We start from the raw sequence: 26,492 nt of genomic DNA on the forward strand, positions 1-26,492 counted from the left end.
TGGTGGGGAGCGGTGGTCGCAGCCGCTCACCATGCACGGAACGGACGGTGCCCTCCGATGACCTCGGGAAGCGACGACCTCCTCGACGTGGGGCACGCCGCCGCTCTCGTGGTGGACGCCCGGGGGACCGTCCTGGGGTGCACACCCGCGGCGGAGAACCTGCTGGGGCGGTCGGCGCGGGACCTGCACGGGCGGCTGGTCCGGGAGCTCCTGGCGGTTCCGGGGAGCTGGCGGACGGTCATGGAGCAGCGTGACGGACCGGTGTGGGAGGGGCGCGCGGAGCTCGCCGCGGACGGCGCGGGCGAGGTGGACTTCCGTGTCCTGCCGCTGACCGACGGGCTGGGCGGTTCCCCGCCCCGGTTCCTGGTGCTGGGCGCTCCCCGTGCCCTGGTGTCGCAGTGGCGTCAGGGCCATGCCTTCATGCGGGAGCTGTTCCTCCAGGACCGGATCGGTCTCGCGGTCTTCGACAACGGTCTGCGCCTGGTGAGGACGAACACGCACCTCCTCCCGTACACGGGTCTCCCGGGCGATCTGTACGGGGCCCGGCTGACCGAGTTCCTCCGGGAGTCGGACGCCCGCGTGATCGACTCCCGGCTGCGCGAGGTGCTGACGACCGGGATTCCGCTGGTCGCGGTCGACGTCGAGGTCCGCACGCTGGTCGACCCGGGTCACGGACGGACCATGGCGCTCTCCGCCTTCCGCCTCCAGGAGGCGAACGAGTTCGTGACGGGCGTGACGGCCCTGTTCGTCGACGTCACGGAGGAACGGCTCTCGCGTCGTCGCCTCGACCTGCTGCACCGGGCCACCAGCGTCCTCAGCACGAACCTCTCCGCCGAGGAGACCACCCGCGACCTCGTCGGCGTGCTCGTTCCGGCGCTGGCCGACGTGGTCGTCGTCGAGGTCGCCGAGGCGGTGTTCACGCACGAGGAGCCGGCTCCCGAGCACCGCCGTCGGCATGTGCTCCGCCGCACCGCGGTGGCCGGGATCGCCGCCGGCCTGCTCGGTTCCGTCACGTACGAGGTGGACACCGGCGGCGTGCTCACGGGCCGGGTGCGGCCGCACACCGCGCAGGCGAGCACCGGCCGTCCTGACGCGGTCGGCGCACTCGCGCACGGCATGACCGTGTGGCTGCGGGCACGCGGGGCGCTCCTCGGCCGGATCCGGGTCGGGCGGGACGAGAGCCGGCCGTCGTTCACCGACGACGACCTCGCCCTCCTGGAGGAGATCGCCTCGCGTACGGCTCTGGTCGTGGACAACGCGCGCCGCTACGCCCGCGAGCGGAACGCGGCGGTGGGTCTGCAGCGGAGTCTGCTGCCCTCCGCCACGACCGACACGTCCACGGTGCACACCGCGAGCGTCTACCTCCCCACCGACACGGCGACGGGTGTCAGCGGTGACTGGTTCGACGTCATCCCGCTGTCGTCCGGACGGGTCGCCCTCGTGGTCGGCGACGTCGTCGGGCACGGTCTCCAGGCGACCGCGACGATGGCTCGCATGCGTACCGCCGTGCGGACGCTCGCGGACCTCGACCTGGAGCCCGACGAACTGCTGACGCATCTGGACGACCTCGTGTCCCAGTTCGTCATCGACGCCGACGGTGCGGAGGCCACGCGGCCGCCGGGCACCGAGATCCCCTTCGGCTCCTTCGGCGCCACCTGCCTCTACATGACGTACGACCCGGTGACCCGGCGGTGTGTCGTGGCCAGCGCGGGGCATCCGCCGCCCGCCCTGGTGGATCCCGACGGCGGTGTCGTCTACGTCGATCTCAGCCCCGGTCCACCGCTCGGGGTCGGCGGGCTGCCGTTCGAACCCGTCGAGACGGAGGTGAGGGACGGCAGTGTCCTCGCGCTCTACACCGACGGCCTGATCGAGCGGGGGCACTCCGATCTGGACGAGGGGATGGAGGCCCTCCGCGACGCGCTGGGGTCGCTCGGGTCCGGGCGGACCCTGGAGGAGGTGGGCCCCGAAGTGGTCCGGCGACTCGTGCCGGCTCCGCTGTCGGACGACGTGACGCTGCTGCTCGCGGCGGTCCGCGGGGTCCCGGCGGAGTCCACCGCCGCCTGGACGTTCGCGGCGGATCCGTCGGTGGTGTCCGAGGCGCGGGCCCATGTGCTCGACCAGCTGACCCGGTGGGACCTGGACGAGCTCGCCTTCACCACCGAGCTGGTGGCCAGCGAGCTCGTCACCAATGCCATCCGGTACGCGGGCGGGCCGATCTCGCTCCGGCTGATCCGTACGTCGACGCTGATCTGCGAGGTGTCCGACGGCAGCAGCACCCAGCCCCGTATGCGCCGCGCGCACGCGACGGAGGAGGGGGGCCGCGGGCTGTTCCTGATCGCGCAGCTCGCCGACCGGTGGGGAAGCCGGTACACGCGCACGGGCAAGACCATCTGGACGGAGCAGTCCCTGCCGTCGCGGCGCTGAGGCCTCGGGCTCGACGCCGACGGCTCGGGTCCCGCGCGCCCGGCGGAAGGGACGCCGAGGGTCCCGCTCGCCGCCGTGGGGGGCGGTGCATCCTGCCCTATCGACGCACAACCGATGCGGGTTGCTGCGTGTCGTCGGCCTGGAAGAGGCTGACGAACGAGGGCAGGACACGACGTCACGATCGAGGAGCGGCTCCGCACAGCCTCCGACCGACAGCTCTTGCCCGCGGTCCCAGGTCACGGCAAGGAGGGGTGGGCAGATGAACCGCCGGAACATCGCGGTGGTGGGGGCGGGGGTGGCCGGGCTGACGGCCGCCCACATCCTGGCGCGCGCGCACGACGTCACCCTGTACGAGGCCGACGACCGCCTCGGAGGGCACGCCCACACCCATGAGCTGCCCCTGCGTGAGGGTGGCGTCGTCCGGGTCGACTCGGGGTTCATCGTCCACAACGAGCGGACCTACCCCCACCTCCTGCGGCTCTTCCGGGAACTGGGGGTGACGACCCAGGACGCGGAGATGAGCATGTCCGTACGGTGTGACGGCTGCGGACTGGAGTACGCCGGCGCCCGAGGTCCGCGGGGTCTCCTGGGCGGCGGCAACCTGCGGCGCCCGGCCCATCTGCGCATGCTCGCCGAGGTTCCCCGCTTCCACCGGGCCGCGCGCCGCCTGCTCGACGCCGGCGACGAGACGATGACATGGGGGGACTTCCTCCGGGCGCACACGTTCACGGCCTACTTCGTCAGCCACTTCGCGATCCCCCTCGTCTCGTCGGTGTGGTCGTGCGCACCGGAGACCTCGCTCCGCTACCCCGCGGCGTACCTCTTCCGGTTCCTCGGCCACCACGGGCTCCTGTCGGTGACGGGGTCGCCGCAGTGGAAGACGGTCACCGGAGGCTCCTCCGCCTACGTCGAGCGCGTGGCCAAGGGTCTGACCGCCGTCCGGACCGCCACGCCGGTCCGCTCCGTCCTGCGCGGCCCGGACCACGCCCGGGTCGTCACCGAGGACGGCGAATCGACCACCCACTCCGCCGTCGTCCTCGCGGTCCACCCCGACCAGGCTCTGCGGCTCCTCGCCGACCCGACCGCGCGGGAACGACGGGCCCTGGGAGCGTTCGCCTACTCCCGGAACCCGACCGTGCTGCACCGCGACACCTCGCTCCTGCCACGGAGTCCGCACGCGCGCGCGTCCTGGAACTACTGGCTTCCCACGTGCACGGCTCGTCCCGAATCGGTCCAGGTCAGCTATGACATGAACCGGCTCCAGCGCCTCACCGCCGCCGAGCCCCACATCGTGACGCTCAATCCCGGTGACCGGGTCGACGACTCCACGGTCCTGGCCCGCATGACGTACGAGCATCCCGTGTACACGCCTGGATCCGTCGCGGCCCAACGCCTCCTGCCGGGTCTCAACACCTCTGTCACGGCGTACGCCGGCGCCTATCACGGCTGGGGCTTCCACGAGGACGGCTGCCGGTCGGGAGTCGAGGCGGCCCGGGCCCTCGGGGTGACGTGGTGAGCGGGCGATCAGCGGGAACCGGAGGGGGCGGTACGCTCCCCCGCGTCCCCGCCCTCTACCGGAGCGAGGTCGTCCACACGCGGGTCGCCCCCGTGCGGTACGGGTTCCGCCACCGCACGTACTTCTGGCTGGTCGACCTCGACGCCCTCCCCCGCCTTCCCCGCGTGCTCCGTCCGCTCGCCCGGTTCGACCCCCGTGACCATTTCGGCGGGAACGCGCCCACCCTGCGCGCCGGCCTGGACGCCTTCCTCCGGGCCAACGGCGTTCCCGACGCCGACGGAACGGTCCTGATGCTCGGCCACGCACGTGTCCTCGGGCACGTCTTCAACCCGCTCACCCTGTACTGGTGCCACAGCGGCGCGGGGCGCCTGGTCTGCGTCGTCGCGGAGGTGCACAACACCTACGGGCAGCGCCACTGCTACCTCCTGCGACCCGACGCCCAGGGCCGCGACGAGACACCCAAGGTCTTCTACGTGTCGCCGTTCCTCGATGCCGAGGGCTCCTACCGGATGCGTCTGCCCCTCCCCGGCGACCGACTGGACCTCACCGTCCAGCTCCGGTACGGGGCGGGTCACCGCCCGCTGACCGCGACCGTCGTCGGCACCCACCGCCCCGCGGGGACCCGGACGCTCCTCGCCGCCGCGCTCCGTCACCCGTGGTCGACCGCTGCCGTCTCCCTCGGCATCCGCCTCCATGGGATCCGCCTCTACCTCAAGGGACTTCCCGTCCGGCCCCGGCCCACCCCTCCCCCTCAAGAAGGCATGCTGTGACACTCCTGTCGCCCTTGGTCTCCGCACGAGCCACCGAACCCGGCCTCCTTCCGATCGACGCCGAACGCTGGCCGGACGTGGCCCGGCTCCCCCGCGCCTCCGCTCTGCGCACCGCCGTCGCGCGCACGCTCGTGGAGCGCGCCCTCAGCCGCCTGCCGCTGCGGACGGTCACCCCCCGGGACCTGTCGTCGGCGGACGGCTCGTCGTCCGCGCCCACGCTGACGCTCCACGACCCCCGGGCCTTCCACCGACGCATCGGCGCGGACGGACTCATCGGCTTCGGCGAGTCCTACATGGCCGACGAATGGGACAGTGACGACCTCGTCGGTCTGCTCACGGTCCTCGCGCGTCACGTCGACGACCTCGCCCCGGCACCGCTCCGCCGGCTGCGCGGCGCCTGGGTGCACCACAGGCCCCGGAACGACCGCAACTCGCTCGACGGAGCCCGTCGGAACATCCACCGCCACTACGACCTGTCCAACGAACTCTTCGCGCTGTTCCTCGATCCCGGCCTGACGTACTCGTCCGCGGTGTTCGACTCCCTGCCCGCCCGGGCCGCCGACCTGGAGGCCGCCCAGCACCGGAAGATCGACCGGCTCCTCGACCTGGCACGGGTCGGCCCCGGCACCCGGCTCCTGGAGATCGGCACGGGCTGGGGCGAACTCGCGCTGCGCGCCGCCGCCCGCGGGGCCCACGTCCGTACCATCACGCTCTCCGCCGAGCAGCGGACCAAGGCGGTGGAACGCGTCCGGGCCGCCGGTCTCTCCGACCGGGTCGACGTCGAACTCCGCGACTACCGGCGGACGAGCGGACGCTACGACGCCGTGGTCAGCGTGGAGATGATCGAGGCCGTCGGCCCCGAGTACTGGCCCGGCTACTTCGGGTCCCTGCGTGACCTCCTGGCGCCCGGCGGCCGCGCCGTGCTCCAGGCCATCACCATGCCGCACGACCGGATGCTCGTCACCGCCCGCACCCACACCTGGATCAGCAAGTACGTCTTCCCCGGCGGCCTCATCCCCTCCCGGGAGGCCATCGCCCGGCACAGTGCCGCGGCCGGCCTCGGGATCGTCCACGACGCCGGTTACGGCGAGCACTACGCCGAGACGCTCCGGCTGTGGCGCGAGAGGTTCCTGGACCAGGAGAAGGCCGTCGAGGCACTCGGCTTCGACCGCGTCTTCCGGCGCATGTGGGAGCTCTACCTCGCCTACTCCGAGGCCGGCTTCCGCGCCCACTACCTCGACGTACGCCAGATCGTGCTCACCACGACCGGCGGTCAGGAGGGGTAGGAACGATGGAGCCGGACCTTCACGACCGTCACGGGCGAGGCGCGCGCGCATGACGGGCATCGACACCGGCGCCCTCGCGGTGCTCCTGGCCGCCTCGGCCGGCACGGCGACGGCCGTCATGCTGATCACGTTCGTCATCGGGAACACCAGGGGCCTGCACCGGATCGTCGACGTGGCGTGGGGTGTCGCCTTCGCCGCCGTGGCCGTCGTGTCCTGGTTCCTCTCCGACGGGTACGGCGACGACGGCCGCAGGGCCGCCGTCACGCTCGCCACCGTCGTGTGGGGGCTGCGGCTCGCGGTCCACATCGCGCGACGGGGGCGGGGGCACGGCGAGGACCCGAGGTACGCGCGGATGCTGGACCGGGCCCGGGGCAACCGAAGCCTCTACGCCCTGCGCACCGTCTATCTCCTCCAGGGCGGCCTGGTCTGGCTCGTCTCGCTGCCCGTCCAGGTCGCCTCGCTCGCGCCCCGGCCCCTGGACGCGACGGCGGGTGCCGGACTGGCGCTGTGGGCGGCCGGGGTGTTCTTCGAGGCGACGGGGGACCACCAGCTCGCCCGGTTCAAGGCCGACCCCGCGAACAAGGGGCGGATCATGGACCGGGGCCTGTGGAGCTGGACCCGCCACCCCAACTACTTCGGCGACTTCCTCGTGTGGTGGGGCCTCTACCTGACGGCGTGCGTCTCGTGGCAGAGCGCCCTGCTCACCCTGGTCTCCCCGCTCGTGATGAGCGGGCTCCTCGTCTTCGGGAGCGGCAAGCGACTCCTCGAGAACCACATGGCACAACGCCCCGGTTACGCCGAATACCGCGCGCGGACGAGCGGCTTCTTCCCGCGTCCCCCACGACGGACCGCCCGTCCGCCGCGTCCCGGCGAGCCGTGACGGCTTTTCGACGCACCATCGCTGCGGGCTCAGGGCTGCTTCCGGCCCCCGTCGAGGTCGGCCAGGACCTCCCGGGCGGCGCGGGCGCCGGACGCGAGCGCACCCTGGAGCGACCCCGTGGCCCGGTGGTCGCCGCAGACGTAACGGCCGGTGCGAACCCGCGTCGTGCGCGACAACGGATGGGGCGGGGGCATGGCCGGCAGCGCGTCGGGCACCGTGGTCCGGTGCACCGTCTCCCAGGTGGCGGTGTCCACCCCGTACACCTCGGCGAGAGCCGCGAGGAGCCGCCCGTGCCGTTCCGGAGAGAGGTCTCCCAGGACCGAGGTCGAGATCAGGGCCCGGCCGTCCTGCGCGAAGTGCGGGTGCACCTCGGTCAGGACACAGGTGTTCAGGAAGCGCCGACGGGCGTCCACGACGAGCGTCGGTTCGGTCAGCGGGGAGCGTTCGGCCGCGTGGTAGACCGTGCTCACGGTGCGGCCCGCGGGGATCTCCAGGCCCGGCAGCAGACGGGCCGCGGCGCGCGGGCCCGCGGCCACGACGACGCACCGGGCGTCGACCTCGGTGCCGTCGGCGAGCCGCACTCCCCCGTCGGTGAGGCTCTCGACCGGTGCCTCGGTGAGCAGCACGCCGGACGGCAGTGCGGTGGCGAGCTGGAGGGGCACCGCCTGGATTCCGTCGGCGGGCAGGCAGTGAGTGCCTCTCAGGAAGGTGCGCCAGACGAGATGGAAGACGCGTGCCGAGGTGTCCAGGTCCTCTTCGAGGAAGACACCGGACAGGAAGGGCCGGAAGAACGTCTCGATCAGCTCCTCGGAGATCCCGGCCTTCCTGAGGGTGACGTGCGTGGTGGTGTCGGGCCGGGAACGCAGCCGGGCCGTCGGCTCCAGCACGTCCCGGGCCGACAGGGCCCCCACGGCGAGCACGTCCCTCGGCGCGGCCACGCGGCCCGCCAGCAGGTCCTTGCCGCCACGGAGATCACGGCTGGGATCGGTGAACCGCCGGATCCCGCGCGGGGTCGCGACGAGTACGGCGGGGGTGAAGCGCCGGAGCCGCAGCCCGCGCAGGTCGAGACGCTTCCCGACCTGCGGGTAGGCCGTGTTGAACACCTGGAATCCGCGGTCGACCGTGAACCCGGAGACACGGTCGGTGCGCATCCGTCCACCGGGCGACGCGTCGGCCTCCACGAGGCGGACGGCGAGCCCGCGCGCGGCGAGGTCCGCGGCACAGGCGAGGCCGGCCGCGCCGGCTCCGACGACGATGACGTCGAGACGTCCTCCGACTGACGCGACCATGGGTGTGCCCCTCTGTAGGCCACGCGCCCGCCGTCGGTGTGTGGCGTCGCGACGGGCCCGCGGTGATCCGGGACGGCACCGCGGACGGCGCCGTCCTCTCCTCTTCCGCACCGGGACCGTGCCTGGATGCGGCTCCGGGCGGTGACCGGAGGCTTCGGTCACCGCCCGGGTGCGCGTCAGCGCACGCGGATGTGGTCCACCGCCCAGTACCAGTTGTTCCCGGCGTCGTACATCCGGAAGCGGAGGGTCACCGTGCGCGCGCCCGCCGGGACGGTGAGGTCCTGGCCGACGGACGTGTTCTCGGCGTCCGGCGAACCGGGGCCGTACCGCAGCACGGTCTGCTCCACGCCCGTGTCGAAGACCGCGCGGACCTCGGCCTTCTGGTCGCCCTCCTGCCGGTAGTGGGAGTCGAATTCCACCCGGAGCGTCGTACGGCCGGCCGGGATCGGGACCGCGGGCGAGACCAGGGTCGAGTCGAAGCGGCCCTTGCTCGCGGGGGCGCCCGTGTCGTCCCAGTCGTCCGGGTCGGCGACGGCGACGATGCCGAGGCCCCGGGTGAAGTTCGGCCTGTTCTGCGCGCCGGCGGACCAGGAGCGCCGGGTGTGGAAGGTCCAGCCCTGGAACATCGGCGTGCCCTGCGGCATCGCGGCCGCGTTGACGACCGACCAGCCCTCCGGCGCCGTCGCCGTCCAGCCCGGCACCTGGCCGCGCTTGACCAGCTTCCCGGCGAGGGACTGGAAGTCCTCCGCGAGCAGATGACCGGTCATGGTCGGGGCGATCCGGGCCTGGATCTCGCCGTCCGCGAGGCGCAGGCCGTCGGCCGCGCGCCCGCGGGCGACCGCGAGCAGCCGGGCGGAGCCGTACGCGGGGGCGTCGGCGGGGGCGGTGACGTCCCAGTCGGTGGCGTACGAGGCACCGGGGGCCAGGGTCCTCGGCGGGACGTCCGCGACGGGCTTCGCCGTCCATCCGGACGGCACCGTGAGGAGGACGGTCACGTCGTGGAGTTCGGCGGGGCCGCGGTGGGTGACGGTGGCGGTGAAGCGGGCCGTGGTCCCGCCCGCGACGACCGGCTCGTCACCGGCGGCCGTGGTGACCTCGGCGGTGAGGGCGTCGGCGAGACCCATCGCCGGGTCGGTGACGCCACGGGCGCGGCCCCGGCCGTGTCCCTGCTGCCGGTCGGCGAAGCGGCCGGCGAAGCGGCGCAGGAAGCGGGGGTCGTCGGCGGCGCTCACGGCGATGTCGTACCAGCGCTCGGCCGGTACCCGCAGCTTCACGGTGCGCTCGTCGCGTGCCCCGACCCGGACCTCGCGGACCCCGCCGCCGTAGGCGAGATCGCCGACGAGCACGGTGCGGGAGCGTCGGCCGCGGTTCTCGATCTCGATCTCGACGTACGCGCGGTCGTCCTCGGTCTCCTCCTTGAGCCGGGCCTCGAGGGCGTCGTCGGCGGCACCGCGCAGGGCCCACAGGGAGCCGTTGGGGCCGTGGATCCGCAGGTCGTACGTGTCGCCCTGGAGCGCGCGGCTGCCGGAGAGCCGCTCGCCCGCGCCGACGGTGTAGAAGTCGGGGGTGCTGCCGGGCTCCGCGTACACCTGGAAGACGGCGGCCTGGCGGCCCTTGTTGCGGAGGTCGAGCCCGACCTCTCCGTCGCGGACCCTGGAGCGCAGCGACAGGGCGTACGGCACGGGGCGGGCGGGCCGGGTGCCGCGCTGCTGGCGCGGGAGGAACTGCGGCGAGGGAACGGAGATCGACGGCTTCCCGGCGGCCGCGTCGGCCTTCGCCACGTTGCCGCCGGTGTCGGGCAGCTCGGGCCAGACGATGTCCTCGCCGGAGAAGTCGAAGACGGACGTCAGGTCGCCGGCGACGGAGCGGCGCCAGGCGCTGATGTTGGGCTCGCGCACCCCGAAGCGGCGCTCCAGGAAGCGGATGACGGAGGTGTGGTCGAGCACGGTGGAGTCGACGACGCCGCCGCGGGTCCACGGGGACACGACGAGCATCGGCACCCGCAGGCCGAGGCCCATGGCGTGCGGTCCCGAGACCAGGGTCTCCCCGGCGGGCAGGGTGTCCGACCAGGTGAGGGCGCCGTCGGCGGCGCGGACCCGGTAGCGGCCGTCCTGGGAGACGACCCGCATGGCGATGGCGCCGTCGGCCCGCTTCACCCGGACGACGACCTCGCCGTCCACGGACATGGTGGCCTTGCCTCGGTCGGCGGAGAGCGGCGGCACGGGCGGCATGCAGTGGTCGAAGAAGCCGCCGTGTTCGTCGTAGTTGAGGATGAAGACGGTCTTGGCCCAGACCTCGGGATGGTCCGCGAGGGCCTCGATCAGTCGCGCGGTGAGGTGTTCGCCGTACGGCGGGGGCCAGCTGGCGTGCTCGGAGAGGGCTTCCGGAGCGACGATCCAGGACACCTGCGGCAGGCGGTCGGCGGCGACGTCGGCGCGGAACGCCTCGACGAGCGCGTCGCCCATCTTGTGGCCGTCGCCCTGGTCGGCCGCGGCGCCGACCATCGCCATGCCCCGGTCGTGGAGCGGCTCGCCGGGCTTGGCCTGCTGGAACGGCCGGAACCAGGCGAGGGCGTTGTCGTCGTAGTTGTCCCGGGCCTGGTACGTCTTCCAGCTGATCCCGGCGTCTTCGAGCCGCTCGGCGTACGTGGTCCAGGTGTAGCCGCCCGGTATGGAGCTGTTGTTGTAGACGACGGTGTCGTTGACCGTGCCGCCGCTCGTGCCGGTCATGAAGTGGTCGCGGTTGGTGTTCGTGTTGCACTGGACCGACGCGTGGTACTGGTCGCAGACCGTGAAGGTGCCGGCGAGCGCGTTGTAGAACGGCATGTCGGCGGGCTCGTAGAAGCCGTGCCCCAGCCAGCCGCTGGTACGGCCGGTCACGTAGCCGTCGGCCCGGCCGTCGTTCCAGAGCGGGAAGGAGTCGACGAAGCCGAAGGCGGGGGCGCCGTTGCGGTAGGCGTTGGTGTGGGCCGCGTTCATCGCGAAGGGGACGAGGTGGCCCTCGGGGCGGGAGGGGTCCGGCTGGTGGAAGACGGACTTGCCGTTGACGCCGCGGACGGCGGCACGGTCTCCGATGCCGCGTACGCCGGGCAGGGTTCCGAAGTAGTGGTCGAAGGAACGATTCTCCTGCATCAGAACGACGACATGCTCGATGTCTTCCAGCCGGCCCGGGCGGGCGGGCGCCGCGAGGGCCTCGCGCACGCTGAACGGCAGCGAGGCCAGCGCGGCGGCGCCGGCGGCACCGCCGAGCAGCGCGCGACGGGAGACGTCGGGGGAGGGAGGCATGACGGGGGGACTCCTTGGATCTTTCACATCCGGACCTCTTTGGTCCAGACGCGTTATGTGTACGAGATCTTGGAGTCGCGGACTCCGGTCGCCGGTGAACGGAAGACGAACACCCTCGCCGAACCGGGGCACTCCGGCCGGATCCGTGAGCAACGCGGCACACACGGGCGCCGCGTGGCGATCCGGCCGGTGCCTCGCGATGATCCGGCCGGTGCCGCGTTCTCGGCCTGTCGCGTGCTCCCGCCCCGTGCGGCCGGATGTCAGCCGTCGGTGAGCGCCGCCACGACGAGGTCCGTGAGCAACGCGCCTGCCGTGCCCTCGGGGTCGAGGTCGGGGTCGTAGATGGTGACGTTGAGACCGACGCAGCGCGGCGAACGGACCAGCGGGCGGAGCAGGGCGGTCAGCTCGTCCGGGAGGAGGCCGTCCGGGTCCGGGCTGTCGACGGCCGGCATCACCGTGGGGTCGAGCACGTCGGCGTCCAGGTGCACCCAGAAGCCGTCCAGAGCCGAGGACTCCAGACTGACCGCGGTCGCGGACCCGAGCTCCCCCGGCCCCCACGCACGCAGTTCGGACACGGTCACGACGGGGACCTTCACCTCCCGGAGCTGGACGATCTCGGCGTCGTCCGCGTACACGTCACGGGTGCCGAGAACGCGGACGTCCTCGTCGCGGAGGTAGGGGCGCAGACCTTCCAGGTCGGTCAGGTCCCGCTGGCCGCGACCGGTGGCCAGGGCCAGCTCCTCACCGCCCGCCGCCCCGATCCGGTCCGAGTTGTCCGGGTTGCGGAAGTCCGGGGAGGCGTCGACGGAGGCGAGGCCGTACCGGCCGAGCCGGCGCAGGGCGAGCGCGGCACCGAGCTGGATGGAACAGTCGCCGCCCAGGACGAGCGTGAAGTCCCCGGCCGCCACGTGGCGTTCGATCCGGTCGGCGAGCCGGACGGTGTACGTGGCGAGAGCAGCCGCGTTGAACACGCCGTCGCCCTCCCGCCAGTCGCCCCGGTCGTACCTGGGCGGCACGACCACCCCGCCCTCGAACGCCCCGAGCCGCCTCATGAGGCCGTTCTCGCGCAGCGCTCCGGCGAGCTTGTAGCAGCCGGGCACGGTACCGGGAGCGGGCGGGCGCAGGCCGAGATTGGAAGGGGCGTCGATGACCACCGTGTTCCGCATGGGGCCATCCTCACGGCGCCGGGGCCGGGAGGCAACGGCCCGGGACGTCGTCGGTCAAACGCGGGGCCGACGCCGGTGACGAGCTCCCCGAGGAATCCCCGGAGGCCCCGGCGCGCGCGGCCGGCCCCGGGACCGGACCGCCCCTCACCGTCGAGGCGGCGGGCACTCACGTCGCCGTGACGACACCTCCCCGCCGGCTCACAGCGCCTGCGGGAACTCGAAGAGCCGGTTCGGGTCGTAACGCCTCTTCAGCTCGGACAGCCGGTCGGCGGCCGCACCGTAGTACGCGGCGCGCCAGTCCGTCAGGCTCGCGTCGGTGTAGTTCTGGTACGCCGCGCCCGAGGCGTACCGGCGCATCGCGGTGTGGGTGCCGTCCAGCCAGGCGGTCGCCGCCCCGGCGGCGTGGCCCGCGGCCCAGGAGGCCGTGTACTGCGCCAGGAAGCGCGAGTTGCGGTGGACGAAGGCGGTCGTCTGCGGGGAGACGCGGTTGACGGCCCCGCCCAACGCGGTGAGCGCGACGGACACGGCACCGCCGCCGCCGCTGCGCCCGTGACGTTCGACCTGGTCGAGCAGCGCGCGGATGCCGGCGGCGTTCAGCGAGCGGTTGTAGAAGTCCGAGCGCGCGGCGTACGTCTCCCGCTGGAGCACACCGGTGGGCTGCCGCCCCGGGACCTTGCCGGGCAGATGGCACCGGGTGGTGGACGTCGTCGCGCAGCCCGCGTACATCCGCATGGTGTCGAGGTAGCCGCGGCGGCGCATGGTGACGCCGGAGGCGGAGCCGGGGCCGCCCGCGCGGTCCGCCAGCCGGTCGACGGCGTTCTGCAGGGCGCCGTACGTGCCGAGCGAGAAGCAGCTGATGGAGACGGTGGGGGTCCGGCCGGCGACGGCGGAGAGGTGCAGCGCCGACCAGATCTCGTCGGGCTGACCGGGACCCCACTCCTGCCAGGAGCGGAGTGCGGCGGCGGCCTTGGACCAGGGCCACGTCAGGTGCGCGGTGACGCCGTCGGCGGCCTTGTGGGTGCGGAACCGCAGCTCGGTGACGACACCGAAGTTCCCGTTCCCGGCGCCGCGCAGGGCCCAGAACAGCTCGGGCTCCCGGTCCTTGGACACGTCGAGGGACCTGCCGTCGGCGGTGACGATGCGGGCGCCGGTGAGGTTGTCGGAGGTGAGCCCGTAGGCGCGCGAGACGACGCCGTGGCCGCCCCCGAGCGTCAGGCCGGAGATGCCGACCGTGGGGCAGGAGCCGCCGGGGATGGTGACGCCTTTGGCGCCGAGCTCGGTGTAGACGTCGATGAGCTTGGCGCCGGCGCCGATGACGGCGCTGCCGGAGGCGCTGCGGATGGACTTCAGGGCCGAGACGTCGATGACCAGGCGTCCGTTGCCGCTGGACCAGCCGGCGTAGGAGTGACCACCGTTGCGGATGGCGACGTGGGTTCCGTGGCGGCGCGCGAAGGCCAGGCACTCCGCGATGTCCGCGGTGTTGGCCACGTAGGCGACGGCGGCGGGGCGCAGTTGGTCGAAGCGGGTGTTGTACAGCTGGCGGGCGGTGGCGTAGTCGGCGTCGCCCGGGCGTATCAGACCGCCCTGGAGGCCCCGGTCGAGCGCGGACCAGTCGGCGGCGCCGGGCGCGACGGCGTGGCTGCGGGCCGCGGCGGACGAAGGGTCCAGGGGGCGCTGCCCGCCGGCCGGACTTCCCGCACTCGCCTGCCCGTTGGCCGTGGCCATCGTCCAGGCGGCCGCCGCCGCGTAGCCGGTACCCGCTGTGAGCAGTGTGCGCCGGTTCAAGGTGGCCTCCGTTCGCGATTCTCCGCCGTCGCTGAGACAGAGTGCGCAGGAGGGGCGATGGTTCCGCGCCGGCCTGGATTCCTGCCGGGAGCCCGGCCTGATCGGCACGACAGGCCCTAGGCTCGGTCTCATGGGACAGCCTGTGCGCGGCGACGGCGGTCGGCTCCTGGTGGCCGAGGAGTGGGGCGATCCCTCGGGGTCACCGGTGCTCCTCCTGCACGGGACGCCCGGAACCCGGCTCGGCACGCTGCTGCCCGGGGTCGCCGCCCAGCACCCCGGCTTCCGGTTCCTCGCCTACGACCGCCCCGGTTACGGGGGGTCCCGGCGCGCCCCCGGCCGCCGGGTCGCCGACGCCGCCCGGGACGCGGCGGCCGTCGCCGACGCCTTCGGCGTCGAGCGGTTCGCGGTCGTCGGACGGTCCGGCGGCGGCCCGCACGCGCTCGCGTGCGCGGCGCTGCTTCCGGACCGGGTCACGGCGGCCGCCGTACTGGTCGGGCTCGCCCCGCCGGACGCGGCCGGTCTGGACTGGTCCGCGGGCATGACCCCGTTCAACGTCCGCGAGTACGGCCTGGCCCGCGCGCATCTGGACGGGCGGGACCCCGGTGGGCTCGAACGGGACCTGGTCACCCGGGCCGTCGCCATCCGGCAGGACCCGGCGCGTCTCCTCGACGACCTGCGTGCCGGTCTCTCCCCGCACGACCTGCGGGTCGTCGAGGACCCCCGGGTGCGCGCGGTGCTGCTGCGCACGTACGAGGAGGCCCTGCGGGTCTCGCACCACGGATGGCTCGACGACTGCCTGGCCTTCGTGCGCCCGTGGGGCTTCGACGTCGCCTCCGTGGCCGCGCCCGTGCTGCTGTGGCACGGCCTCGACGACGCCTTCTCGCCCGTGACGCACACCCGGTGGCTGGCCGGCAGGATCCCCGGCGCCGAGCCCGTCCTCGTACCGGACGCCGGGCACTTCGCCGCCCAGCTGGCTCTGCCCGACGTCCTGCGCTGGCTGGACGGTCAGGGCGCCGGGCGCTGATACGAGGCGGAGCGGGCGCCCTTCAGGGCGTCGAGGATCCGCTCGTGGCTGTCCCCGACGACATCGCCGACCCGGACCCTGATGTGGAGCGCCTCGACCTCGTCGACGAAGCGCTGGGAGAACGCGCCGAGCATCGTCGTCTCATAGGAACCGGTGCCCACCAGCGGGAAGTTCCCCATGGTGACCAGCTGGAAGTCCTCGCCGACGGTGAGCCCCGCCCCGGTCAGCGCCTCCGCCACGCCCTGCACGTCGGTCCACGGCGCGGTGTCCCGCGGGTCCTCGCCGCGCAGGACGGCCCGGCACTCGTAGGCCTCGACGACCACCGTGTGCGAGCCGCCGTTGAGGAGACCGACCTGCCACTCCGGTACGCCGCCCCGCAGGTGCCCGGTCGTCCAGTCGGCACGCCAGCCCAGCGACGGCCGTACGGTACGGGCGTACTGGGCCCGGGCGAGGACCGCACCGGCCGCGACCGCGAGGAGGCTCCCCAGCGGCTCCATGTCGAGCAGCTCCAGCCGCCACGGCCACTCGGTCCGGGCCGCCGCCGTCACGTTCGCCCTGGCGACCTCCCAGCCGAGCACCGCCGTCAGCACGACGAGCAGCACGACGGGCACCGTGAACAGCAACGGGCTGCGTCTCACCCGCCGTTGGACTCCCACCTCGACCGTCGGCCCACCCCGCCCGAACCAGCCCACAACCGCTCCCCCGTGTCTCGCACGATGCTCCCCCGCCCCCGCGCACGGCCCGGGAGCCCCGACCGGTTCATCGTGCCCGAACCCGGGCGCGACCCACCAGGTCCTGGCGGGCCCGCTCGGGCGGCGGCGTTCAGGGCAGGGTCCAGAACTGCCGTGTCACGAGGTAGAAGACGAGCGCCCAGAACCCGAGGGTCCCCGCGACGACGCCGAGGCCGACGAGGTGGGTCCGCAGCGGCGGTGTGTCCTTCGCGGGCCACAGCCACCGCTTGAGCAGCCGGTTCACGTAGTGGGGCATCGTGAAGAAGCTCATGACGAGGCTCGACAGGAGGTTTCCTATCAGCAGCCCGATCCAGAGCGGAAGCTTCAGGGGGGACAGGGCGAGCGTCAGCAGGACGACGGTCGGGTAGAGGCCCACCCAGACGGCTATGGCGGTCTTGGTCTCCGACGGTGGCGGCGCTTCCCTGCCGTTCTCCTCGAAGGCGAACCAGCTGCCGAACGAGTTCTCGATCGTGCGCAGTTCGAAGTCGTCGAACCTGGCCCCTTCGGCGAGCATCCGCCGCCGTTCGTCCGAGGTCAGCCACGCGTCGAGGTGGGCGCCGGTGTCGTACCGGTACAGGGTCGTCCATGCGTCCTGAAGGCCCTCGATCGGGCGGAAGAGCTCCGTGCCGCGGTAGCCCGGGAACCGGCCTTCCGCCTCGCTCATGGCGCGCTGCCACCGGAGGAAGTCCTCTACGTGGTCCGGGTGGACCCGGTGGGTCACCACCACGGTCACGAGCGGGTCCGCGGGCCGGCTGCCGCCGGTGATCACCTGCTGGGTCCCGGGGCCGTCGAAGAACCGCTCTCCGGTGTTGAGGAGCCGCTGCCGGGTCGCGCCGTTCATCCAGGCCTGCAGGTGGGCGACGGAGTCGAACCGGTAGACGACGACCCAGTCGGGCTGCAGCTCCGTCGGCGGGGACACTTCGGCGCCCAGGTGCCCGGCGTAGTCGGCTGCGGCGGCGTTCACGCTCTCCTGCCACTTCGCGTACTGCCGGTCCATGCCGGGCCGGATCCTGTGGCCGATGATGACGGTGGCGACGGCGTCCGCCCGTGGCGCGGTGGTCATCGTCCCGGGCCCGGCCGGGCCGACTGGTTCTCCCCCAGCCGGCTGTAGATCCGCTCCGGAGTGAGGGGCAGCTCGCGGTAGCGGACACCCGTGGCATCGCGGAGCGCGTTCGCCAGCGCGGGCGCCACCGGGTTGATGCAGCACTCCGCCATCCCCTTCGAGTGCAGGGCGCCGACGGAGTCGACGGAGCCGACCAGGAGCAGTTCGGTGCGGGGGACGTCGGCGTAGGTGGGGATCCGGTAGTTGCGGAGGTTCGGGTTGGCCATGGTCCCGTCGGCGTCGATCCGGTAGTTCTCCGTCAGGGCGAATCCGATGCCCTGGGCGACACCACCGTCCACCTGGCCGCGGACCTGTTCGGGGTTGATGACCACACCGGCGTCGGTCGCGTGGACGCTGTGCAGGATCCGGATCTCCCCGGTCACCCGGTGCACCGCGATGCGGAACCCCTGGGTGTTGGAGGTGACGCTGCGGGGCGAGCCGTAGGCCTTGCGGGCGGCGGTGAACCGGATGCCCCGGGCCCTCGCCTGGGCGACCAGGTCGGCCAGGGGGACGCGTTCCTCCCCGCAGACGACGTGCTCGTCGTCCAGGACGCACATCACGACGTGGACGCCCGTCCGGGCGGCGGCGAACTCCAGGATGCGGTCGCGCACCGCGTCGGCCGCCCGGAGGACGGCGTTGCCCGCCACGAACAGTCCGGCGCTCGCGAAGGCGCCGGTGTCGAAGCCCGTACGGTCGGTGTCCGACTGCACCAGGCGGATCCGTGACGGTGTCGTCCTCAGCTGGTCGGCCGCGATCTGGACGTGCGCGGTCGACGTTCCCTCACCGAACTCGACGGTGCCGATGGCGAGTTCGTAGACGAGGTCGTCCCCCAGGGTGAGCCAGGCCTCGGAGATGTGCTCGGTCGGGGGTGCCGTCTCGTGCAGGGAGGCGGCCATGCCGGTGCCCACGAGCCACTCGGGGCCGGGAGAGGGCTGGTCGGCCGTCCGGGCCAGCTCTCCGGCCACGAGGTCGATGCACTGGGCGAGCCCGTCCTCGTTGAACATGACGTCGTCGGGACCATCGTGCAGCGCGACGAGGGGATCGCCGGGGCGCACGATGTTGCGGCGGCGCAGTTCGAGCGGATCCATGTGCAGGGCGACGGCCAGTTCGTCCATCGCGGACTCCACGGCGAAGGACGGCTGGGTCATCCCGTAGCCGCGCAGGGCGCCGCTCGGCACGGTGTTCGTGTAGACGGAGAAGGCGTCGTACTTCTTGTGGGGGCAGCGGTAGATCATGACGGCGGCGCCACCGGCGTAGAGCGTCTCCCCGCCGTGGTTGCCGTAGGCGCCCGTGTTGGACACGTTGCGGACCTGGATCGCGGTGAGGGTGCCGTCGTTCCTCGCGCCGAGCTTGACCGTCAGTCTCATGGGATGGCGGGGCGAGGCGGTGGTGAACTCCTCCTCGCGGGTGAACTCGAGAGAGGTGGGCCGCCCGGTGTCGAGGGTGGCGAGGGCGACGAGGTCCTCGGAGATCACCTCCTGCTTGCCGCCGAAACCGCCGCCGACACGCTTGCAGAACACGCGGAGCCGGTCCGGGCGCAGCGCGAACAGGTAGGCCAGTTTGACCTTCGCGATCGAGGGCGACTGCGAACTGGTGCGCACGTTCAGCCGGCCGTCCTCCATCCAGGCGATCGAGCCGTGGGTCTCCAGGTGCGCGTGCTGCACGCGCGGCGAGGAGTAGGTGCCCTCGTGGACCACGTCGGCCTCCGCGAATCCCGCGTCGACGTCCCCGATGTGCGCGTGGAGTTCGAGCAGGAGGTTGTGGGCGGAGTCCCGGACGAACGGGTCCTCCGCGTCGTGCAGCGCGGGCGCCCCGTCGGCCATGGCCTCCTCCGCGTCGAAGACCGCCGGCAGCGGCTCGTACGCGACGGACAGCCTCCGGCAGCCCTCCTCCGCCGCCGCGACCGTGTCGGCGAGGACGACGGCGACGCGCTGTCCGACGAAGCGGACGGTGTCGTCGAGGATGTAGGTGTCGTCCGGATCGACCAGGTGGTCGGTGTGGATGGCCGTGGTGAACCGTCTGCGCGGCACGTCCTGCCAGGTGTAGACGCGGTGCACGCCGGGGACGGCGAGCGCGGCGGATGCGTCGATCGAGACGATCCGTGCGTGGGCGTGCGGTGAGTGCAGCACCTTCAGGTGCAGCATGCCCTCCCTGTGGGTGTCCATCGTGAACTCGGCCCGACCGGTCACGACGTCCTCGGCCGCGGGCGGGCCGACGCTCGTTCCGACGGCCTTGCCCGGAGCGGCCGTCCGCACGTGCGCCACGCCCTTGACCGCGTCCTCGATCGCGCGATAGCCGGTGCACCGGCAGAGGTTGCCCTTCAGGGCGCGGGGCAGGTCCTCCCGCTGCGCCTCGGTGAGGGCCGCCGCCGTCATGATCATTCCCGCGGTGCAGAATCCGCACTGGAACCCCGGGGCGTCCCGGAACCGGCGTTGCACGGGATGCAGGTCGCCGTGTGATCCGAGGCCCTCGATCGTGGTCACCTCATGGCCTTCCGCGCGGAACGCCGGGGTGATGCAGCTGTGTACGGGGGCGCCGTCCACCCAGACCGTGCACGCACCGCAGTCGCCCGCGTCGCATCCCTTCTTGACGCCGAGGTGGCCCAGGCCGCGCAGGAAGGTCCGCAGGCACTGGCCGGGCCGCGGCTCCGTCTCGAAGCTCCGTCCGTTGACGAGGTAGTTCATGCCGTGCCCCCGTGGATGAGTTCGCCGCGGATCTCCTCGGCGAAGTGCCGGGTCAGGTGACGCCGGTGGTCGGGAGTCCCGTTGGGGTCGGCGAACCACAGGTCGGCGGGGATGGCGTCGACGCTCTCCCGCAGGGTGTGGGCGTCGGGCATGGCCGGGAAGGCGAACCGGACGGGCCGTGCGGTGCCCGCGGTCACGGTGAGCAGCAGGTCGCTGGTTCCGGGGGTGTGCGTGCCGATGAGGAACACGGTCGAGCGACCGAGCTTCGTCAGCGTGAAGCGGCGGTGCGCGGACCGCTTCCGCAGGGCGTGCGCCGGCACGTCGATCCGGCGCAGTATCTCCCCCGGCGCAAGGACGTTGCGGTGGTCCCCGGTGACGAAGTCGAGGGCGTCGACGGTGCGTACGGCCCCGTCGCGTCCCCACAGTTCGTACCGGGCCTCCAGCGCGACCGCGAGCGTGATCATCGGGCCGGCCGGCAGCGACATGCAGATGTTTCCGCCGACGGTGGCCGCGTTCCAGACCTTGAACGAGGACAGGAACGCCTCGCAGGCCGTCGGGATCAGGGCACCGGCGGTCCAGTCGGCCGGCGGGGCGAAGGCGTACAGGTCGCGGATGGTGCACGTGGCACCGATCTCCAGCCCCGCGTCGCTCGGGACGAGGGGGTCCCAGGGCAACGACGTCAGGTCGATCAGGCGCCGCAGCTCGGGCTGCTCCACGGAGTACAGCCAGGTGCCGCCCGCGAGCCAGGCGTCCCCCTCGCGCCAGGCGGATCCCGGCGGGTCGGCCGGTCGCCGGACCACTTCGGCGACGGTGTTCAGGTCCATGGGTATCGAGTTCCCTCACGAGGACGTTCGTGAATGGCTCATGGGTGGACCCGCCCGGCACGGAGCATTCCCTTTCACCGTACCCACAACGCTCGGGCCCCGCTCGGCGAGGAAGCCCGTCGTCCGCGGCCTCCGCGTCCGGCCGTGGACCTGCCCGGGGGTGGCGTGCCAGCATGACGCGGTGAAGCGGATCATCAAGGGGGAGAACCTGCCGATCCCCGGGCAGGCGTGGCGGATCGAGGTCGTCCGACGGGCGGCCGGCCAGGGGGTGCCGGGGGTGACGACACTGGTCCTGCTCCTGGACGCCGCCGGCGCGGCCGTCGGGCGGCCGGCCCTCGTACCGGCCGACGCCTCGGAGGGCCTGGCGGTGAACGGGATCGACCTCGACACCGAGCGTGCCGACCCGGACGTCCGGCGCGTCGTCGCCGTCGCCGTCGCCGAGAGCGGCACGCTCGGGCAGGTGCCCGGCCTGTCGGTGCGGACCCTGAGCGTCGCGACCGGAGAGGCGCTCGCCCTGTACGAGGTCGACGACGCCACCACCGAGACGGCGCTCGTCCTCGGTGAGTACTACCGGCGCGACGGCGCTTGGAAGTTCCGCGCGGTGGGCGAGGGCTACGACGCGGGGCTTGAGGCACTGGCGAAGGACTTCGGCATCCCGGTGCCGACACCGGCCCCGGGCGGTCCGGGGCCCGTCGAGCTTCCCGGCGCGGCCCTCGGCAAGACGGCGGACCCGAGCGGTCCGGGGCCCGTCGAGCTTCCGCACGCGGCCGTGGGCAAGTCCGCGGGGCCGGCCGTTGATACGGAGCCGGATCAGGGGTCGGGTGCGCCCCCGCGCCAGGGGCCCGGCGACGGCCCGGGGCCGAAGACGGGGTGGGACGGGACACACGGCTCGGGCTCGGGCGCATCGCAGGCGTCCGCCCAGGGCCCGTCTCAGCCCCGGTCCGGGCCCCGGCCTCCGTCCCCGGGGCAGGGTTCCCTTCCCGTGCTCGCCTCGCCCGCCCCGTCGCCCGAGGCGCTCGCCGCCGCCGCGGTCCTCGGCGGGGAGTTCGACGACATCGTGTACAGCGGACGGGGCAGCGCCAAGTTCGCCATGGACGCGGCTCCTCCGCCGGGCTTCGTCCTGGTCGACCTGGCCCGGACCGGCACGGGCTTCTTCGACCTGGACTCCGTCGACTGGGACGGCAGGGAGGCCGTCGACCTCGGGGACGCGGACACGTCCCACCGGTTCGAGCGGCGGGTGATGTGGTGCGACAACCTGTACCCGCTGCGCTTCCGCGTCGGCTGCGACGACCACGACGAGTGGACGATCGTCATCCGGCCCGTGAGCGCGGCGCGCCCCCTCGGCGAGACGGCCACCGGCCGGGGCCCCGAAGTGCTCCTTCACACCGGGCCCGTCGGCGAGCTGGTCTCCCGCCTGCGTCCGGCGAAGGGGAGCGGGTCCCTGTGGGTCGAGGGGCACAAGCCCCGCCGCCCCGACACCCCCGCCAGGTATCCGGTCCCGCTGGCGAGCGAGCTCGGCCGGAGCCCGCAGGCCGCGCGCGAGCTGCCCGAGGGGCCGCTGCTCGTGGCGGTCGTCCGGGGCGCGGGCGAGTGGTCGCTTGAGGTCCTTCCCCCGGGGACCGTCCCGCCCCAGGAGAAGCGGTCCGGGTTCTGGCGCCGCATCCGCGGATCGTAGGTCCGGAGGACGCCACGCCTCCTCAGACGTCGGGGAAGACCGGCGCGATCCCCAGGGACGGGGCGATGGCCGACCAGATCGTGGACTGGGCCGCCGGCAGGCCGACGCGCGGGTCGGCGAGCATCAGGCGGATGCCGAGGCCGTCACACAGGGCGAGGACCAGGGTGCTGACGGCCGCGACGTCGCACGGGGTGAACTCGCCCGAGGCGACGCCCCGCTCCACCGCCCCGCCGACCCAGGTGTGCAGCTGGTCGTACAGGTCGACGGCCAGCTGCCGGGCCGCCTCGTCGCGCTGTGCGCGGACCCAGAGCTCCTGCCAGAGCTTCCAGTCCTGGCGCAGCTCCTCGTCCGTGGGGAGCATGGTGCGCACGATGCGGGCGAGGAGGACGGCGGCCGGCAGATCGGTGTCCCCTCCGTCGAGGTCCGCGCCGGTCTGGGCGAAGGAGTGCGTCATCGCCTCGGCGAAGAGCTTCTCGCGGGTGTCGAAGTGGTAGTGGAGCAGCGCCTTCGACACTCCCGCGTGCTCGGCCACCTTGCGCATGCTGACGTTCTCGAAGCCGATGTCGGCGATCACCTCGCAGGCGGCCTTGAGGATCCGCTCCCGTGTCTCGAGTGCGCGCTCGGCCTTGGTCACGTCGGCGACTCCGCTTTCTGTCCGGTGGTGGTGGCGCTGTCGGGTACGGCCGGGGGCGTGGGGCCCCGGCCCTGGACGTCAGGGTCGTGCCATCATCCCTGCCCATCCTGCCTCGCCGGACCGTCCGGGTACGGGTGGAAGCCCCTGCCCGTCTTGCGTCCGAGGCGCCCCGCGTCCACCATCCGGGTCAGCAGCGGGGGCGGCGCGTACTGCGGCTCGCGGTACTCCTCGTACATCGACCGGGCGATGGCCCGCACGGTGTCCAGGCCGATCAGGTCGGCCAGCGCCAGGGGACCGAGCGGATGGGCGCAGCCCGCCGTCATGGCCCGGTCGATGTCCTCGGCGGACGCCGCACCGGAGTCGGCCATCCGCACCGCCGCCAGCAGGTACGGCACGAGGAGGGCGTTGACGACGAACCCCGCCCGGTCCCTGGCGTGGACGACCTGCTTGCCGAGGACCCCGCCGGCGAAGGCCTCCGCGCGCCGGGCCGTGTCCTCGCCGGTGAGCAGCGAGGGCACCAGCTCCACCAGGGGCAGCACCGGCACCGGGTTGAAGAAGTGCAGGCCGACGACCTGGGACGGGCGGGAGGTCACGGCGGCCAGCCTGATGACGGGCAGGGAGGAGGTGTTGGTGGCCAGGACGGCGTCCTTGCGCTCCACGACGGCGTCGAGCCGGGCGAAGACCTCGGTCTTCGCCCGCTCGTCCTCGGCCACCGCCTCGACGACCAGGTCACGGTCGGCGAGGCGCGCCATGTCGGTGGTGACCGTGATCCGGCCGGCCGCTGCCCGCTGGTGGGCCACGGTCAGCCGGCCGGCCGCCGCGGCCCGTTCCAGCGAGCGGGTGATCCGCCGCAGTCCGGCCTCCGCGGCCGCCGGGCCGCTCTCCACCACGACGACGTCGCGTCCGGCGCGGGCGCAGACCTCGGCGATGCCGGAGCCCATCAGGCCGCAGCCCACGACCCCCACCCGGGCGAGGTCGCTCACGAGCCCACCGGGAGCTGGAGGACTCCCGTACCGCGCTTGATCAGCTCGCCCGCGATGATGAGCCGCTGGATCTCGGAGGTGCCCTCCCAGATCCGGTCGACGCGCAGCTCGCGGTAGAGGCGCTCGACGGGGTACGAGCGGTCGTAGCCGCGCCCGCCGAAGATCTGCAGGCACCGGTCGACCACGCGGCCGGACGCCTCGCTCGCCGCGAGCTTGGCGATCGCGGCCTTCGCGTGCAGGGTCTTGCGGTCGGTCCGGCCCTCCCCCACCTCCCAGGCGACCTGGTGGGTGTAGGCGCGGTTGACGGCGATGTCGACGGCGCAGTCGGCGAGCATGCCCTGGATCAGCTGGAAGTCCGCGATGCGGGAGCCGAACTGACGGCGCCCCACCGCCCAGTCTCGGGCCAGCTCCAGCGCCCGCTCCGCTGCCCCCACCGTCCGGGCGGCGATCATCAGCCGCTCCTCGGAGAACCAGGAGCGGGTGAGGTCGTAGCCGTTGCCGACGCCGCCGAGGACCGCGTCCTCGGGGAGGCGGACGTCGGTGAAGGTGAACTCGGGGTGCTCGTAGACGAAGGTGTGCATCCACCGGGGCACCCTGCTCATCTCGATGCCGGGGGTGTCCTTGTCCACGAGGAAGAGGGTCGGCGCCCGCTCCTCGCCGGCCGCGGCGAGCACGATCATGAAGTCGGCGTGGTCCCCGACGGTGACGAACCACTTCTCGCCGTTCAGCACCCATCCGTCGGAGGTCCGGGTCGCGGTGGTGCGCAGGTTCTGCGGGTCGGAGCCGGCCTCGGGCTCGCTCACCGCGTAGCAGTCGCGCCGGTGCCCGCGGATCACGGGCACGAGGTACCGCTCGCGCTGTGCGGGCGTGCAGTGCGACAGGGCGTTGGCGGGCCGCCACACCGTGTCCCACAGGGCACCGGTGAGCCGGCCCAGCTCCTCCTGGACGACGACCTGTTCCGGGACGGTGAGCCCGGCGCCGCCCCACTCGGCCGGCATGTTGACGGCCTGGAGGCCGCTGTCGAGGACGGCGTCGCGGATCTCGGCGTGCGCCTGCGCCGGCAGTCCGTTGTTCTCCTCGCAGTCCAGCTCGTACTTCGTGAGGAACGCGGTGAGGTCGCGCGCCGCGTCCTTGAGTTCCTGCTGGCGTGCGGTGAGGCGGAAGTCCATGGGGGTCGTGGTCCTCTCGGATGTCGGTGACGGTGCGGCGGGGTCGCGGCGGGTGGGGGCGGGCGGGTCAGCTCAGCGCGGCAGCGCCAGGGCGCCCGTGCCGCGTTTGATCAGCTCGTTGGCGATGATGAGCCGCTGGATCTCGGAGGTGCCCTCCCAGATCCGGTCGACGCGCAGCTCGCGGTAGAGGCGCTCGACGGCGTACGAGCGGTCGTAGCCGCGCCCGCCGAAGATCTGCAGGCACCGGTCGACCACCCGCCCCGCCGCCTCGCTCGCGGCGAGCTTCGCCGTGGAGGCCTTGGCGTGCAGGGTCTTGCGGTCGGTGTGCGGCTGGTCGGCCTCCCAGGCCACCTGGTGGGTGTAGGCGCGGTTGACGGCGATGTCGACGGCGCAGTCGGCGAGCATGCCCTGGATCAGCTGGAAGTCCGCGATGCGGGAGCCGAACTGACGGCGCCCCAGTGCCCAGTCACGGGCCAGCTCCAGCGCCCGCTCCGCTGCCCCCACCGTCCGGGCGGCGATCATCAGCCGCTCGTCGGTGAACCACTCCTTCGTCAGCGCGTAGCCGTTGCCGACGCCTCCGAGCACGTCCTCGTCGGGCACGAAGACGTCGGTGAACCGGAACTCGGGGTGTCCGTTCACCGCGGAATGCATGAAGCGGGGAACGCGGGTCATCTCGACCCCCGGCGCCTGCTTGTCGACGAAGAACAGCGTCGCCGCCCGCTCCGGCCCGGCGTCGGCCTGCACCAGCAGGAAGTCGGCGATGTCGCCGCAGGTGACGAACCACTTCTCCCCGTTCAGGAGCCACCCGCCCGCCGTCCGGGTCGCGGTGCTCGTCCCCGAGCCGGGGTCGGAGCCCGCCCCTGGTTCGGTGACGGCGAAGGCGTCGAAGCGCTCGCCGCGGATCACCGGCAGCAGGTACTTCTCGCGCTGCGCCTCGGTGCCGTACGCGAGGACGTTGGCGGGCCGCCAGGGGATGTCCCAGAGACAGTTGGTGACCTTGCCGAACTCCTCCTCGACGATCACCTGGTCGAGCAGGGAGAGCCCGGCACCGCCCCACTCGGCGGGCATGTTGATGGCGTAGACGCCGGCGTCGATCGCCGCCCGGGTCAGTTCGCGCACGGTGTCGGCGGGCAGCGGGCCGCCCGCTTCCTCGGACTGTTCCTCGTGACGCATGAGGATCCGGGTGTAGGCCGCGGCGCGCGCCTTGAGTGCGCTCTGCTCGGGGGTGTAGCGGAAGTCCATGGTGCGGGTCTCCTCCGGGGCGGA

General features: G+C 73.1%; 19 protein-coding genes. 7 read left to right on the top strand and 12 right to left on the bottom strand.

Annotation, left to right across the window (positions count from 1 at the left end):
* Positions 1-57 precede the first annotated feature (57 nt).
* The 5 genes from ABTY59_RS24020 to ABTY59_RS24040 all read left to right on the top strand — a co-directional run bounded on the left by ABTY59_RS24020 (position 58) and on the right by ABTY59_RS24040 (position 6,876).
* Entirely contained in the window at positions 58-2,424 is a 2,367-nt protein-coding gene (locus ABTY59_RS24020; RefSeq protein ID WP_352021063.1) for an ATP-binding SpoIIE family protein phosphatase, read from the top strand.
* A 259-nt stretch (positions 2,425-2,683) separates the two neighbouring features.
* A complete protein-coding gene (locus tag ABTY59_RS24025; RefSeq protein WP_352021064.1) occupies positions 2,684-3,940 on the top strand; it encodes an NAD(P)/FAD-dependent oxidoreductase in 1,257 nt (418 codons plus the stop codon).
* Complete coding sequence (locus ABTY59_RS24030) at positions 3,937-4,710, top strand: DUF1365 domain-containing protein (protein WP_502995415.1); 774 nt, start codon at positions 3,937-3,939, stop codon at positions 4,708-4,710. The genes ABTY59_RS24025 and ABTY59_RS24030 overlap by 4 nt, the downstream gene beginning before the upstream one ends.
* A 14-nt stretch (positions 4,711-4,724) precedes the next feature.
* Positions 4,725-5,996 carry a class I SAM-dependent methyltransferase gene (locus ABTY59_RS24035; protein ID WP_502995416.1) on the top strand — a complete coding sequence of 424 codons (1,272 nt, stop codon included), beginning with the start codon at positions 4,725-4,727 and terminating at the stop codon, positions 5,994-5,996.
* A 49-nt stretch (positions 5,997-6,045) separates the two neighbouring features.
* Positions 6,046-6,876, top strand: a complete 831-nt coding sequence (locus ABTY59_RS24040) for a DUF1295 domain-containing protein (protein WP_352021065.1) — start codon at positions 6,046-6,048, stop codon at positions 6,874-6,876.
* Between the two features lie 29 nt (positions 6,877-6,905).
* Here the strand turns inward: ABTY59_RS24040 and ABTY59_RS24045 are convergent, their stop codons facing one another.
* The 4 genes from ABTY59_RS24045 to ABTY59_RS24060 form a co-directional block, all read right to left on the bottom strand.
* Complete coding sequence (locus ABTY59_RS24045) at positions 6,906-8,165, bottom strand: FAD-dependent oxidoreductase (RefSeq protein ID WP_352021066.1); 1,260 nt, start codon at positions 8,163-8,165, stop codon at positions 6,906-6,908.
* Positions 8,166-8,341: 176 nt separating this feature from the next.
* A complete protein-coding gene (locus tag ABTY59_RS24050; RefSeq protein ID WP_352021067.1) occupies positions 8,342-11,449 on the bottom strand; it encodes a phosphocholine-specific phospholipase C in 3,108 nt (1,035 codons plus the stop codon).
* A gap of 260 nt (positions 11,450-11,709) precedes the next feature.
* The gene (locus ABTY59_RS24055) at positions 11,710-12,615 is read right to left on the bottom strand and encodes an arginase family protein (RefSeq protein ID WP_352021068.1); all 906 of its coding nucleotides are present in this window, start codon (positions 12,613-12,615) and stop codon (positions 11,710-11,712) included.
* Positions 12,616-12,813: 198 nt separating this feature from the next.
* Complete coding sequence (locus ABTY59_RS24060; RefSeq protein WP_352021069.1) at positions 12,814-14,400, bottom strand: FAD-binding oxidoreductase; 1,587 nt, start codon at positions 14,398-14,400, stop codon at positions 12,814-12,816.
* Positions 14,401-14,530: 130 nt separating this feature from the next.
* Between ABTY59_RS24060 and ABTY59_RS24065 the strand changes: the two genes are divergently transcribed.
* A complete protein-coding gene (locus tag ABTY59_RS24065) occupies positions 14,531-15,424 on the top strand; it encodes an alpha/beta fold hydrolase (RefSeq protein ID WP_352021070.1) in 894 nt (297 codons plus the stop codon).
* Here the strand turns inward: ABTY59_RS24065 and ABTY59_RS24070 are convergent.
* The 4 genes from ABTY59_RS24070 to ABTY59_RS24085 all read right to left on the bottom strand — a co-directional run bounded on the left by ABTY59_RS24070 (position 15,406) and on the right by ABTY59_RS24085 (position 20,765).
* The gene (locus ABTY59_RS24070; protein WP_352021071.1) at positions 15,406-16,062 is read right to left on the bottom strand and encodes a hypothetical protein; all 657 of its coding nucleotides are present in this window, start codon (positions 16,060-16,062) and stop codon (positions 15,406-15,408) included. The genes ABTY59_RS24065 and ABTY59_RS24070 overlap by 19 nt on opposite strands.
* A 184-nt stretch (positions 16,063-16,246) precedes the next feature.
* Complete coding sequence (locus tag ABTY59_RS24075; RefSeq protein WP_352021072.1) at positions 16,247-17,218, bottom strand: antibiotic biosynthesis monooxygenase; 972 nt, start codon at positions 17,216-17,218, stop codon at positions 16,247-16,249.
* Complete coding sequence (locus ABTY59_RS24080) at positions 17,215-19,941, bottom strand: molybdopterin-dependent oxidoreductase (protein ID WP_352021073.1); 2,727 nt, start codon at positions 19,939-19,941, stop codon at positions 17,215-17,217. Before ABTY59_RS24080 ends, ABTY59_RS24075 begins: the two co-directional genes overlap by 4 nt.
* Positions 19,938-20,765, bottom strand: a complete 828-nt coding sequence (locus ABTY59_RS24085; protein WP_352021074.1) for an FAD binding domain-containing protein — start codon at positions 20,763-20,765, stop codon at positions 19,938-19,940. Before ABTY59_RS24085 ends, ABTY59_RS24080 begins: the two co-directional genes overlap by 4 nt.
* A gap of 181 nt (positions 20,766-20,946) precedes the next feature.
* Here ABTY59_RS24085 and ABTY59_RS24090 point away from each other — a divergent pair, with 181 nt between their 5' ends.
* Entirely contained in the window at positions 20,947-22,440 is a 1,494-nt protein-coding gene (locus ABTY59_RS24090) for a TerD family protein (protein ID WP_352021075.1), read from the top strand.
* Positions 22,441-22,462: 22 nt separating this feature from the next.
* Here the strand turns inward: ABTY59_RS24090 and ABTY59_RS24095 are convergent, their stop codons facing one another.
* The 4 genes from ABTY59_RS24095 to ABTY59_RS24110 all read right to left on the bottom strand — a co-directional run bounded on the left by ABTY59_RS24095 (position 22,463) and on the right by ABTY59_RS24110 (position 26,468).
* Entirely contained in the window at positions 22,463-23,074 is a 612-nt protein-coding gene (locus ABTY59_RS24095) for a TetR/AcrR family transcriptional regulator (protein ID WP_352021076.1), read from the bottom strand.
* A gap of 92 nt (positions 23,075-23,166) precedes the next feature.
* A complete protein-coding gene (locus ABTY59_RS24100) occupies positions 23,167-24,057 on the bottom strand; it encodes a 3-hydroxybutyryl-CoA dehydrogenase (RefSeq protein WP_352021077.1) in 891 nt (296 codons plus the stop codon).
* Positions 24,054-25,226, bottom strand: coding sequence for an acyl-CoA dehydrogenase family protein (locus ABTY59_RS24105; RefSeq protein ID WP_352021078.1), 1,173 nt, complete (start codon positions 25,224-25,226; stop codon positions 24,054-24,056). The genes ABTY59_RS24100 and ABTY59_RS24105 overlap by 4 nt, the downstream gene beginning before the upstream one ends.
* Positions 25,227-25,298: 72 nt before the next feature.
* A complete protein-coding gene (locus ABTY59_RS24110; RefSeq protein WP_352021079.1) occupies positions 25,299-26,468 on the bottom strand; it encodes an acyl-CoA dehydrogenase family protein in 1,170 nt (389 codons plus the stop codon).
* Positions 26,469-26,492: the final 24 nt, after the last annotated feature.

The sequence above is a fragment of the Streptomyces sp. NPDC096079 genome (assembly GCF_040303145.1).
Classification (GTDB): Bacteria; Actinomycetota; Actinomycetes; order Streptomycetales; family Streptomycetaceae; genus Streptomyces.